Source organism: Streptomyces sp. NPDC048258, from assembly GCF_043201995.1.
Classification (GTDB): domain Bacteria; phylum Actinomycetota; class Actinomycetes; order Streptomycetales; family Streptomycetaceae; genus Streptomyces.
In genome coordinates, this window is sequence record NZ_JBICZH010000009.1 from 261,317 (window position 1) to 273,559 (window position 12,243).

The 12,243-nt window shown below is 72.9% G+C and carries 12 protein-coding genes; 9 read left to right on the plus strand and 3 right to left on the minus strand.

Features of this window, described 5'->3' with window-relative positions; translation table 11 throughout:
* Positions 1-2: 2 nt before the first annotated feature.
* Positions 3-1,175, minus strand: coding sequence for an 8-amino-7-oxononanoate synthase (locus tag ACGFYQ_RS22085; protein ID WP_393746388.1), 1,173 nt, complete (start codon positions 1,173-1,175; stop codon positions 3-5).
* 156 nt (positions 1,176-1,331) lie between these two features.
* Here ACGFYQ_RS22085 and bioB point away from each other — a divergent pair, with 156 nt between their 5' ends.
* The 4 genes from bioB to ACGFYQ_RS22105 all read left to right on the plus strand — a co-directional run bounded on the left by bioB (position 1,332) and on the right by ACGFYQ_RS22105 (position 5,781).
* Positions 1,332-2,579: a biotin synthase BioB gene (gene bioB / locus ACGFYQ_RS22090; protein WP_393746390.1), complete on the plus strand. Its 1,248-nt coding sequence runs from the start codon at positions 1,332-1,334 to the stop codon at positions 2,577-2,579.
* Entirely contained in the window at positions 2,572-3,894 is a 1,323-nt protein-coding gene (locus ACGFYQ_RS22095) for an adenosylmethionine--8-amino-7-oxononanoate transaminase (RefSeq protein ID WP_393746392.1), read from the plus strand. The genes bioB and ACGFYQ_RS22095 overlap by 8 nt, the downstream gene beginning before the upstream one ends.
* 9 nt (positions 3,895-3,903) lie before the next feature.
* The gene (gene bioD, locus ACGFYQ_RS22100) at positions 3,904-4,737 is read left to right on the plus strand and encodes a dethiobiotin synthase (protein ID WP_393746394.1); all 834 of its coding nucleotides are present in this window, start codon (positions 3,904-3,906) and stop codon (positions 4,735-4,737) included.
* A gap of 372 nt (positions 4,738-5,109) precedes the next feature.
* Entirely contained in the window at positions 5,110-5,781 is a 672-nt protein-coding gene (locus ACGFYQ_RS22105; RefSeq protein WP_393746551.1) for a class I SAM-dependent methyltransferase, read from the plus strand.
* On the opposite strand, the gene ACGFYQ_RS22110 is transcribed toward ACGFYQ_RS22105, so the two are convergent.
* Positions 5,753-6,187, minus strand: coding sequence for a GNAT family N-acetyltransferase (locus ACGFYQ_RS22110; protein ID WP_393746396.1), 435 nt, complete (start codon positions 6,185-6,187; stop codon positions 5,753-5,755). The genes ACGFYQ_RS22105 and ACGFYQ_RS22110 overlap by 29 nt on opposite strands.
* 215 nt (positions 6,188-6,402) lie before the next feature.
* On the opposite strand from ACGFYQ_RS22110, the gene ACGFYQ_RS22115 reads away from it, so the two are divergent.
* The 5 genes from ACGFYQ_RS22115 (at position 6,403) to mug (ending at position 11,787) form a co-directional block, all read left to right on the plus strand.
* The gene (locus ACGFYQ_RS22115) at positions 6,403-7,851 is read left to right on the plus strand and encodes a hemolysin family protein (protein ID WP_393746398.1); all 1,449 of its coding nucleotides are present in this window, start codon (positions 6,403-6,405) and stop codon (positions 7,849-7,851) included.
* On the plus strand, positions 7,848-8,873 hold the full coding sequence (locus ACGFYQ_RS22120; RefSeq protein ID WP_393746400.1) for a hemolysin family protein: 1,026 nt from the start codon (positions 7,848-7,850) through the stop codon (positions 8,871-8,873). The genes ACGFYQ_RS22115 and ACGFYQ_RS22120 overlap by 4 nt, the downstream gene beginning before the upstream one ends.
* Before the next feature lie 72 nt (positions 8,874-8,945).
* A complete protein-coding gene (locus ACGFYQ_RS22125) occupies positions 8,946-9,737 on the plus strand; it encodes an SGNH/GDSL hydrolase family protein (protein WP_393746402.1) in 792 nt (263 codons plus the stop codon).
* A gap of 71 nt (positions 9,738-9,808) precedes the next feature.
* The gene (purB, locus tag ACGFYQ_RS22130) at positions 9,809-11,242 is read left to right on the plus strand and encodes an adenylosuccinate lyase (RefSeq protein WP_393746404.1); all 1,434 of its coding nucleotides are present in this window, start codon (positions 9,809-9,811) and stop codon (positions 11,240-11,242) included.
* Positions 11,239-11,787 (plus strand): G/U mismatch-specific DNA glycosylase, encoded by a 549-nt coding sequence (gene mug / locus ACGFYQ_RS22135; protein ID WP_393746553.1) that lies wholly within the window; start codon positions 11,239-11,241, stop codon positions 11,785-11,787. Before purB ends, mug begins: the two co-directional genes overlap by 4 nt.
* On the opposite strand, the gene ACGFYQ_RS22140 is transcribed toward mug, so the two are convergent.
* On the minus strand, positions 11,784-12,221 hold the full coding sequence (locus tag ACGFYQ_RS22140; RefSeq protein WP_393746406.1) for a hypothetical protein: 438 nt from the start codon (positions 12,219-12,221) through the stop codon (positions 11,784-11,786). The two genes, mug and ACGFYQ_RS22140, sit on opposite strands and share 4 nt — an antisense overlap.
* Positions 12,222-12,243: the final 22 nt, after the last annotated feature.

Genomic DNA, 12,243 nt, shown 5'->3' on the forward strand with positions numbered 1-12,243 from the left:
GCCTACCGGTCCGTGGCTCCGGCGGGTGCGGTCGCAAGGATCGTCCCGACAGCCCGGTTGATCTCGTCCCCCGTGAGATCGGCCCGTGCGGTCAACCGCAGCCGGGAGATGCCGTCCGGCACGGACGGCGGCCGGAAACACCCCACGGACAGACCTGCCTCGCGGCAGTCGGCGGCCCAGCGCAGTGCCGCCGAAGCCGACGGGGCCCGTACCGACACCACGGCCGCGTCCGGCCGGGCCGCGGTCAGGCCGGACGCGGTGAGCCGCTCGTACAGCTGGGCGGCCACCTCGCGGGCGCGGGCGGCGCGTTCCGGTTCCCGCTGGAGCAGCCGCAGGCTCGCCAGCGCCGCGCCCGCGGCGGCCGGGGCCAGCCCGGTGTCGAAGATGAAGGTCCGCGCGGTGTTGATCAGGTGCCGGATCACCTTGGCCGGACCGAGTACCGCGCCGCCCTGGCTGCCCATCGACTTCGAGAGGGTGAGGGTGGCGACCACGCCGGGCGCCCCCGCGAGTCCGGCGGCGTGCAGCGCACCGCGGCCCCCCTCCCCCAGCACGCCCAGGCCGTGCGCGTCGTCCACGACCAGGGCCGCGCCCTCGTCCCGGCAGGCGGCGGCGTAGCCGGCGAGCGGCGCGGCGTCGCCGTCCACGGAGAACACCGAGTCGGTGACCAGCAGCGCCCGGCCCTCGTGCGTGGCGAGCGTCTTGCGCGCGGAGTCCGGGTCGGAGTGCGGGACCACGGCGGTCTCGGCGCGCGAGAGGCGGCAGCCGTCGACGATCGAGGCGTGGTTCCCGGCGTCGGAGACGACCAGAGTGCCCCGGTCGCTGAGCGCGGTGACGGCGGCGAGGTTGGCCGCGTACCCGGAGGACAGGACGAGCGCGGCCTCGAATCCGCAGAAGGCCGCGAGCTCCCGCTCGAGCTCCGCGTGAAGCTCGGTCGTGCCCGTCACGAGGCGGGAACCGGTGGCTCCGCCTCCCCATCGCTCGGCCGCCTCCTGCGCGCCCCGGATCGTCTCGGGGTGCCGGGTCAGACCGAGGTAGTCGTTGCTCGCGAGGTCCAGCAGCGGCGAGGACGCCGGCCGCGGGCGCAGTGTACGGACCAGTCCGGCCTGTTCACGGGCGCTTTCCGCGGCATCGATCCAGGAGAAGACGTCCACAGGATCGGGAGAGTGCTGGGGCATCGGCAGGTCCTCGTGTTTTGTCGGCAGTCCACAGACCTGCCCGACCCTAGCTGCCGTGACTTGTGCGTCAGGTGTGGCGATACACACACACCCATCCGGCCATGTTGTGCGATCTCTCCTTGGCCGGGAGTGGTCGTGTGGGACAGGATCGGATGCATGGACCTGCTGAACACCCTGGTGGACAAGGGGCTGCGGCGCGAGCTGCCGACCCGCGAAGAAGCGCTCGCCGTACTGGCGACTTCTGACGACGAACTGCTCGACGTGGTGGCCGCGGCCGGCAAGGTGCGCCGCCAGTGGTTCGGGCGTCGAGTCAAGCTGAACTACCTGGTCAACCTGAAGTCGGGCCTGTGCCCCGAGGACTGCTCCTACTGTTCCCAGCGCCTGGGTTCCAAGGCCGAGATCCTCAAGTACACGTGGCTGAAGCCGGAGGAGGCCTCCCAGGCCGCGGCCGCCGGTGTCGCGGGCGGCGCGAAGCGGGTCTGCCTGGTCGCGAGCGGCCGCGGGCCGACGGACCGGGACGTGGACCGCGTCGGCAAGACGATCGCCGCGATCAAGGAGCAGAACGAGGGCGTCGAGGTCTGCGCCTGCCTGGGTCTGCTCTCGGACGGCCAGGCGGAGCGGCTGCGCGACGCGGGCGCGGACGCGTACAACCACAACCTCAACACCTCCGAGGCCACGTACGGACAGATCACCAAGACCCACACCTACGCGGACCGGGTCGACACGGTGCAGAAGGCGCACGCCGCCGGCCTGTCGGCCTGCTCCGGTCTGATCGCGGGCATGGGCGAGAGCGACGAGGACCTCGTCGACGTCGTCTACTCGCTGCGCGAGCTGGACCCGGACTCGGTGCCGGTCAACTTCCTGATCCCCTTCGAGGGCACCCCGCTCGCCAAGGAGTGGAACCTCACCCCGCAGCGCGCCCTGCGGATCCTCGCGATGGTGCGCTTCGTCTGCCCCGACGTCGAGGTCCGGCTCGCGGGCGGGCGCGAGGTGCACCTGCGCTCCATGCAGCCGCTGGCCCTGCACCTGGTCAACTCGATCTTCCTGGGCGACTACCTGACCAGTGAGGGCCAGGCCGGGCAGGCCGACCTCGACATGATCGCGGACGCCGGTTTCGAGGTGGAGGGCGCCGGTACGACGACCCTGCCCGCGCACCGCTCCGACGTGGCGGCCGCGGCCACCGGCGGAGGTTGCGGTTCGCACGCCGGCGCCGGCTCGGTCTGCGGTACCGCGGGCTCCGGCGACACCGCCGGGGACGCCGGCTGCGGCTCGGCCTGCGGCGGTTGCTCCGGGCACGCGGAGGCCGCACCCGTTCCGGCGCAGGCGGACGCCGGTGAGGTCCGCTCGGACCTGGTGGCGGTCCGCCGCCGCGGCGCGGGAACGGACGTCGCCCCCAATGCCTGATCGGCTCCACCCCCTGTCGGCCGGCGCGGAACTGCTCGCGCTGGACCGGCAGCACGTGTGGCACCCGTACGGTCCGATGCCCGGGCGGCAGGATCCGCTGGTCATCGCGTCCGCCTCGGGGGTGCGGCTGCGGCTCGCCGACCCGTCCCAGGGGCAGGGCCACGACGAGCTGGTGGACGGCATGTCCTCCTGGTGGTCGGCGATCCACGGCTACAACCACCCGGTGCTGAACGAGGCCGCGACCGCGCAGCTGGGCCACATGTCACACGTGATGTTCGGGGGGCTCACCCATGAGCCCGCCGTGCGGCTCGCGGCGAAGCTCGTCGAGATCACCCCGCCGGGACTGGAGCACGTCTTCCTCTGCGACTCGGGCTCGGTGTCCGTCGAGGTCGCGGTCAAGATGTGCCTGCAGTACTGGCGTTCGCTGGGGCGGACGGGCAAGACCCGGCTGCTGACCTGGCGCGGCGGCTACCACGGGGACACCTGGCAGCCGATGGCCGTCTGCGACCCCGAGGGCGGCATGCACGAGCTGTGGCAGGGTCACCTGCCGCGGCAGGTCTTCGCGGACGCGCCGCCCGGCGGCTTCGATACCCTGGTGGACCCGGCGTACGCCGACCACCTGCGCTCCCTGATCGCAGCGCACGCCGACGAGCTGGCCGCCGTCATCGTGGAGCCGGTGGTGCAGGGCGCGGGCGGCATGCGCTTCCACAACCCGGCGTACCTGCGGGTGCTGCGCGACCTGTGCGACGAGTACGACGTCCTCCTCATCCTGGACGAGATCGCGACGGGCTTCGGCCGCACCGGCGCCCTCTTCGCCGCGGACCACGCGGGGATCACCCCGGACGTGATCTGCCTGGGCAAATCCCTGACGGGCGGTTACCTCACCCTCGCCGCGACCCTCTGCACGGCGCGGGTCGCCGACGGGATCTCCCAGGGCGAGGTCCCGGTGCTGGCGCACGGGCCGACCTTCATGGGGAACCCCCTCGCCACCGCCGTGGCGCTCGCGTCGATCGACCTCCTCCTCGGCCAGGACTGGGCGACCGAGGTCAAACGGATCGAGGCGGGCCTGCGCGAAGGTCTCGCGGTCGCCGCCTCGATCCCCGGCGTACGGGACGTACGCGTCTTCGGCGCGATCGGCGTGGTCCAGCTGGACCACGAGGTCGACGTCGCGGCCGCCACCCGGGCGGCGGTGCGCGAGGGCGTGTGGCTGCGCCCGTTCCGCGACCTGATCTACACCATGCCGCCGTTCGTCACGGGCGACACCGATGTGGCCCGGATCTGCCGCGCGGTGGTCGCGGCGGCGCAGGAAGGCTGAAAAACCGACATGTCCGTACTGATCGTGTCCGGCACGGGCACGGAGATCGGCAAGACCGTGGTCACGGCGGCGATCGCGGCCGCCGCCGTGGCGGCCGGCCGCTCGGTCGCGGTGCTGAAGCCCGCCCAGACGGGCGTCGGCCCGGACGAGCCGGGGGACGCCGCGGAGGTGGTCCGGCTGGCCGGCCCCTCCGTCACGGCGGTGGAACTGGCCCGCTACCCGGAGCCGTTGGCCCCGGACACGGCCGCCCGTCGCGCGGGCCTGCCCACGGTCTCCCCGGCCGCCGTCGCGGAGGCGGCGAACCGGCTCGCCCTGTCGCACGACCTGGTCCTGGTGGAGGGCGCGGGCGGGCTGCTCGTCCGCTTCGACGAGGCGGGCCACACCCTGGCCGACGCGGCCCGCCTGCTCGACGCCCCGACCCTGCTCGTCGCCCCGGCGGGACTGGGCACCCTCAACTCCACCGTCCTGTCTGCGGAAGCCCTCCGGGCCCGGGACCTGACCGCGCTGGGCGTGGTGGTCGGCAGCTGGCCGGACACCCCGGACCTGGCCTGCCGCTGCAACCTGGCGGACCTCCCGAAGTCCTCGGGCCTCCCCCTCCTGGGTGCGATCCCGGCCGGCTCGGGCACCCTCCCCCCGCCCCTCTTCCGCACCACGTCCCCCACCTGGCTCGCCCCCACCCTCGCGGGCACCTGGTCCCCGGACTCCTTCCTGACCACCTGGTCCCCACCCCCGTTCATCCCCACCGCATCACCCACCCCTGCCGCACCACCCACTCCTGCCGGGCACCAACCAGCCCCGCCGGCGTTTGAGGCGCGGGGTCCGGGGCGGAGCCCCGATCTCTAAGCCCCGCCGGGCACCACCCAGCCCCACCGGGCACCACCCAGCCCCGCCGGCGTTTGAGGCGCGGAGTCCGAGGCGGAGCCCCGACCTCTAAGCCCCACCGAGCACCACCCAGCCCCGCCGGCGTTTGAGGCGCGGGGTCCGGGGCGGAGCCCCGATCTCTAAGCCCCACCGGGCACCACCCAGCCCCGCCGGCGTTTGAGGCGCGGGGCGCGGGGCGGAGCCCCGATCTTCAAGCCCCGCCGGCGTTTGAGGCGCGGAGTCCGAGGCGGAGCGAAGCGGCGGCTCCGCACCCTACGGCCAGGGATGAGCGCCGGCGAACCGGGCACGCTGGAGGTACGGCTCCGTACGCCGCCCCCGCCCCGGAGGTCCGCCATGCTGCCGCGCCGCCGCACCGCCCCGCCCCACGACCCCGTCCACCACCCCCTCTTCGCCCGCGTCTACGCCCGCGCCAGCGAAACCGCCGAGACCCGCGGCGGCATCGCCGCCCTCCGCACCGAGCTCCTCCACGGAGTGACCGGCCGGGTCATCGAGATCGGCGCCGGGAACGGCCTGAACTTCGCGCACTACCCCCGCGCCGTATCCGAGGTCGTAGCCGTCGAACCGGAGCGCACCCTCCGCCGCCGCGCGGCCACGGCCGCCCTGCGCGCCGAGGTCCCCGTGGACATCGTGCCCGGCGCCGCCGAGGCCCTCCCGGTCAAGAGCGAGGCCTTCGACGCCGCCGTCACCTCGCTGGTGCTGTGCACCGTACGGGACCTGCCCCGCTCCCTCGCGGAGCTGCACCGCGTGCTCCGCCCCGACGCCGAGCTGCGCTTCTTCGAGCACGGCCTGGCCCCCGGCCCGGGCATGGCCGCCGTCCAGCGCGCCTTGGACCGTACCGTCTGGCCGTTCCTCTTCGGCGGCTGTCACACCGCGCGCGACCCGCTCGCCGCGGTCGAGGCGGCCGGTTTCCGGATCGTCTCGCAGCGCGGCTTCCGGCTGCCCGAGCGCGGCCCGGCCCTCCCCACCTCCTACTGCGTCATCGGGTCGGCCCGCCGAGTGGCTTGACCCAGCGCGTCCACTGCTCCTCGGGCCCGTACCCGGCCGCGTCCCACACCCGGTGGGCCCGCTCGTTGCGGTCGAGCACCATGGCGTCCCCGCGCCGCCCGCCGAGGGCGACGAAGCGCTCCTCGGCGGCGGCCAGCAGCGCGCCCCCGATGCCCTGCCTGCGGTGCCCGGGGTGCACGGCGAGCCGGTAAAGATGGCACCGCCAGCCGTCGAAGCCGGCGATCACCGTGCCGACGAGCTCCCCGCCGCGCCGGGCGAGCAGCAGTGCCTGCGGGTCGCGCGCGTGGAGCCGCTCGACCCCCGCGAGATCGTCGCTGATACTCGTTCCCTCGGCGGCGGTCTTCCAGAAGTCCAGGACGGCGCTGAGATCGGCCGCCGCGGCAGGACCGATGTGAAGATCGTTCATGTCCGGATCCCATCATCCGGCCACACTCCGCCAAAAGAATGATCCGTTCTCTTTGCCCCTCCTTTACCCTGTGGGCAAAGGTTCCTCCTGAGTGAAAGGTGTGAGCGTCCGCCCATGGGCGAGCCTCCCAGTCCACGACATTTCCGCTGTTCTCCCTCGCGACATCGCGCGATGCCCCGCCTCCTGGCCGATCATGGAACGGAGGTGATCGACCGATGACCGAGGTGATCCTGCTCGTCGTGGCACTGCTGCTCTGCATTGCCTGCGGAGCCTTCGTCGCGGCCGAGTTCTCGCTGACCACCGTCGAACGCAGCGAGCTCGAGCAAGCCGTCGACCGCGGCGAGGCCGGGGCCGAGAGCGCCCTGGCGGCCGTCCGGACGCTCACGTTCCAGCTCTCCGGCGCCCAGCTCGGCATCACCGTGACCGGCCTGGTCATCGGCATGATCTCGAAGCCGTCGATCGCCGCCCTGCTCCAGGACCCGCTCCAGTCCCTGGGGATGTCGGCCGGCGCCGCCTCCTCCACCGCACTGGTCCTCGGCACCGTCGTGTCGACCGTCGTCCTGATGGTCGTCGGCGAGCTGGTGCCCAAGAACTGGGCGATCTCCTCCCCGCTGGCGATCGCCAAGCGCGTGGCGACGATGCAGCGGGTCTTCAGCCGGGCCTTCAAGCCCCTGATCAGCCATCTCAACACCACCGCGAACCACATGGTCCGCCGCCTCGGCATGGAACCGGCCGAGGAGCTGGCCTCCGCGCGCACCCCGCAGGAGCTGGTCGCCCTCGCGCGGCACTCGGCGAAGGCGGGTGCGCTGGAGAAGGACACCGCCGAGCTGTTCGTGCGGACCCTGAACCTCGCCGACCTGACCGCGGAGAACGTGATGACCCCGCGCGTCCAGGTCACCGCCCTCGACCTGCAGACCACCGCCGAGGACGTGGCGAACGCGACGCTGGCCACCGGCCTGTCCCGCTTCCCGGTCTACCGGGGCAGCCTCGACTCCGTCGTAGGCACCGTCCACATCAAGGACGTACTGGCGCTCTCCGCCGAGGAGCGGCGCCGGACCCCGGTGTCGCAGGTGCTGCGCGAGCCCCTGCTCGTACCGGAGTCCCTGACCGTGGACCGGCTCCTGGACCGGCTGTCCGGGAAGCAGACCATGGCCGTGGTCATCGACGAGTACGGCGGCACGGCCGGTGTGGCCACGCTGGAGGACATCGTCGAGGAGGTGGTCGGCGAGGTCCGCGACGAGCACGACCCGCACGAGACCCCGGACCTGGCCCCGGCCGGTACGGACGATGCCGGACGCCGTCTGTACTCGGCCGACGGCGCCGCGCGCACCGACCAGCTCCAGCGGATCGGACTGCGCGTGCCGGACGGCCCGTACGAGACCCTGGCCGGTCTGATAGCGACCGAACTGGGCCGGATTCCGGCCGTCGGCGACAGCCTGGAGCTGGACGGCTGGCAGCTGGAGGTGGTGGACGCCGGCGGGCGGCGGGCCGCGCGCGTGCTGCTGCACGTGCCGGCTGAACCGGGTGACGACGGGGGCGGGGACGCCCGCTGGCACGAGCACGGAGACAAGCCCAGGGACAAGCACGGGGACAAGCACAAGATCAGACACAGGGACAGACATAAGGACAAGCGCAGGCGCAGCGACGGGGAGGAGGGCCGATGACCGCGATCCAATTGCTGATCGGCCTGGCGACCCTGGTCGTCAACGCCTTCTTCGTCGGCGCGGAGTTCGCGCTGATCTCGGTCCGGCGCAGCCAGATCGAGCCGTACGCCGAACAGGGCGACCGGCGGGCCCGCGCGGTCCTGTGGGGTCTGGAGCACGTATCGGCCCTGATGGCGGCGGCCCAGCTCGGCATCACCCTGTGCACCCTGGTCCTGGGCGTGGTGGCCGAACCGGCGATCGCGCACCTGCTCACCCCGCTGTTCGAACTGTTCGGGGTGCCGGTCGCCCTCACGCACGCGATCTCCTTCGCGGTGGCGCTGGCGCTGGCGACGTACCTGCACATGCTCTTCGGCGAGATGGTGCCGAAGAACGTGGCGCTGGCCGAACCGGTGCGCACCGCGCTGCTGCTGGGGCCCCCGCTGGTGACCCTGGCGCGGGCCCTGCGTCCGGTGATCTTCGCCATCAACGCCTTCGCCAACGCCCTGCTGCTCCTGCTGCGGGTGGAGGTGAAGGACGAGGTCGCGGCGACCTTCACGGACGACGAGCTGGCGCGGATGGTCAAGGACTCCAGTGACGCGGGGCTCCTCGACGACCGGGCGAGCGAGCGGCTGCACGACGCCCTGGAGCTGGGCCGCCGGCCGGTCACCGACGTGGTGCTGTCGGCGGACCGGGTGGTCTCGGCCCGGGAGGGGATCACTCCGGCGGGACTGGAGCAGCTGTCGGCCGAGACCGGGTACTCCCGGTTCCCGGTGATCGACGCCCAGCACCGGATCCTGGGCTACCTGCACGTCAAGGACGCCCTGGACGCGGACGCGGAGGCGCGGGACGAGCCGTTCCCGGTGTCGGCGCTGCGGCTGATCGCCCAGGTACGGGCGGAGACCCCGCTGGACGACGTGCTGACCGCCATGCGGCGCAGCCGTACGCACCTGGCCGCGGTGCTGGGGCCGGACGGCGCCATGACAGGTCTGGTGACGATGGAGGACGTCCTGCGCGAGCTGTTCGGCCGCCCGGCCTCCGCGTAGCGCGTCGGCCGGGAGCGGGACGGTCCCCGGCCCTGCGGGGCCGGGGTACCGCGCGGTAACATCGCTCCCGCCATGGATATGAATGCGTCGTACAACAGTTTTGTCGCGGTCGGTGACTCCTTCACCGAGGGCATGTCCGACCTGCTGCCGGACGGCTCCTACCGGGGCTGGGCCGACCTGCTGGCCGCCCGCCTCGCGGCGCGCGAGCCGGGCTTCCGCTACGCGAACCTCGCGGTCCGCGGGAAGCTCATCGGGCAGATCGCCGAGGAGCAGGCTGCGGCGGCCGCGGCCATGGGCGCCGACGTGGTGACCCTGGTCGGCGGGCTGAACGACGCGCTGCGCCCCAAGGTGGACATGGGCCGCGTCCGGGGCCACCTGGAGGCGGCCGTGGAACTCCTCGCCCCCTCCTGCAAACACCTCGTCCTCATGCGCTCCCCGGGGCGCAACGGGCCGGTGATGGACCGTTTCCGGCCCCGGATGGAAGAGCTCTTCGCGATCATCGAGGAGCTCGCGGAACGGCACGGCGCCCTGGTGGTGGACCTGTACGGGGCGCCGGCGCTCGCCGACCCCGGGATGTGGGACGTGGACCGGCTGCACCTGACTGCCGAAGGCCACCGCCGGGTGGCGGAGGCCGTCTGGCAGACCCTGGGGCTGCCCGCCGAGCAGGACTGGCGCACCGAACTGCCCGCCGCGGTCCCCCCGGGCTGGGCGGTACGCCGGTCCCAGGACCTGAGCTTCGCCCGGCAGCACCTGCTCCCCTGGGTCGGCCGTCGCCTGACGGGCCGCTCCTCCGGGGACGGCCGCCCGGCCAAGCGCCCGGAGCTGCTCCCGTACGAGCCGGCCGCGGGCGATCTGCTCTCGTAGCAAGGCACAATCGGGGTTGGGGTCCCTACCTGCGTAAACACACAGCGGCAGCCCAAGTAGAATCCCTCCACGTGACTGCCAAGCCCCGCATCCCCAATGTCCTGGCCGGCCGCTACGCCTCCGCGGAGCTCGCCGTCCTGTGGTCCCCCGAGTACAAGGTGACGCTGGAGCGGCGGCTGTGGCTCGCCGTGCTGCGCGCCCAGAAGGACCTCGGCATCGAGGTCCCCGACGCGGCCCTCGCCGACTACGAGCGCGTCCTCGAAACGGTCGACCTCGCCTCCATCGCGGAGCGCGAGAAGGTCACCCGGCACGACGTGAAGGCCCGTATCGAGGAGTTCAACGCCCTCGCCGGTCACGAGCACGTCCACAAGGGCATGACCTCCCGCGACCTCACCGAGAACGTCGAGCAGCTGCAGATCCGGCTCTCGCTGGAACTGGCCCGTGACCGCACGGTCGCCGTCCTGGCCCGCCTCGGCAAGCTGGCCGGCGAGCACGCCGAGCTGGTCATGGCCGGCCGCTCCCACAACGTCGCCGCGCAGGCGACCACGCTGGGCAAGCGCTTCGCGACCGCGGCCGACGAGCTGCTGGTCGCCTACGACCGCCTCGAGAACCTGCTGGGCCGCTACCCGCTGCGCGGCATCAAGGGCCCGGTCGGCACCGCCCAGGACATGCTCGACCTGCTCGGCGGCGACGCGGCCAAGCTCGCCGACCTGGAGCAGCGGATCGCCGCCCACCTCGGCTTCGCCCAGGCCTTCACCTCGGTCGGCCAGGTCTACCCGCGCTCGCTCGACTACGACGTGGTCACCGCCCTGGTGCAGCTGGCCGCCGCTCCGTCGTCGATCGCCAAGACGATCCGCCTGATGGCCGGCCACGAGCTGGTCACCGAGGGCTTCAAGCCCGGCCAGGTCGGCTCCTCCGCGATGCCGCACAAGATGAACACCCGCTCCTGCGAGCGCGTGAACGGCCTGATGGTCATCCTGCGCGGCTACGCCTCGATGACCGGCGAGCTGGCCGGCGACCAGTGGAACGAGGGCGACGTCTCCTGCTCCGTGGTGCGCCGCGTGGCCCTGCCGGACGCCTTCTTCGCCTTCGACGGCCTGCTGGAGACCTTCCTGACGGTCCTGGACGAGTTCGGCGCCTTCCCGGCGGTCGTCGCCCGCGAGCTGGACCGCTACCTGCCGTTCCTCGCGACCACCAAGGTCCTGATGGGCGCGGTGCGGGCCGGGGTGGGCCGCGAGGCAGCCCACGAGGTCATCAAGGAGCACGCGGTGGCCTCCGCGCTCGCCATGCGCGAGCAGGGTGCCGAGCGCAACGAGCTGCTGGACAAGCTGGCCGCCGACGAGCGGATGCCGCTGGACCGGGCCCAGCTCGACGCCCTCATGGCCGACAAGCTGTCCTTCACCGGCGCCGCGGGTGACCAGGTCGCGGCGGTGGTCTCGCGTATCGAGGCGATCGCCAAGCAGCACCCGGAGGCCGCCGGGTACGCGCCGGGGTCGATCCTCTGACCCCCGACGAGCTGAACGCCGCCCGTGACCGCGTCCTCCCGGACGTGGTCGCGGGCGGTCTGCGTGTGCTCTTCTGCGGCATCAACCCGGGTCTCCTCTCCGCCGCGACGGGCCACCACTTCGCCCGCCCCGGCAACCGTTTCTGGCCCGTCCTGCACCTGTCGGGCTTCACCCCGCGGCGCCTGGACCCCGCGGAGCAGGAAGAACTGCTGACCTACCGCCTCGGCATCACCAACGTCGTGGCCCGTGCCACGGCCCGCGCCGACGAGCTGAGCGCCGAGGAGTTCCGCGAGGGCGGCCGCATCCTGACGGCCAAGGTGGAACTGCTCCGCCCCCAATGGCTGGCGGTGGTCGGCGTCACGGCCTACCGCACCGCCTTCGGCGAGCGGAAGGCCCAGATCGGCCCCCAGGAGCGGACCATCGGCTCCACCCGCGTCTGGGCCCTCCCCAACCCCAGCGGCCTCAATGCCCACTGGACCGCCGAGTCCATGGCCCAGGAGTACGCCCGCCTTCGCGCGGCCGCCGAATCCCCCGACGGACCCTAGGGCGGGTCGATCACGGTGACCCCTGCCATCAGCAGGTAGGGGTCCTCCGAGTCCCACTGCGCCACATAGGCCACCAGCCACTGCTCCTCGGCCCGCCACAGGTGCACGTGGTCGGTGGTGTTGCTCATCTCGTCCCACGGCTCCGGTATCTCCTCCCCGTCGAGCCCTCGGTCCAGCAGCGACACGAGGCTGAAGATCTGCGCCTCCCCCCACCGGTCGGTCAGGGCCTGGGTGAGCGCCCCGTATTCGGCGTTGATCTGGTCGGCCGCCTCGACCCGCCCCGAACCGTCGTCCTCCCAGAAGTCCGCGGTCCGGCCGACCCGGACCAAGTGGTAACCCGGGCCGCTGCTCTGCCCGCCGGACCGGACCGGCTCGGCCGGGAACTCCCGCGCCCGGAGCCGGTCGATCGTGTCGAGATGCTCTGCCGTGGTCATACCGTCAGTATCCCGACCCCCA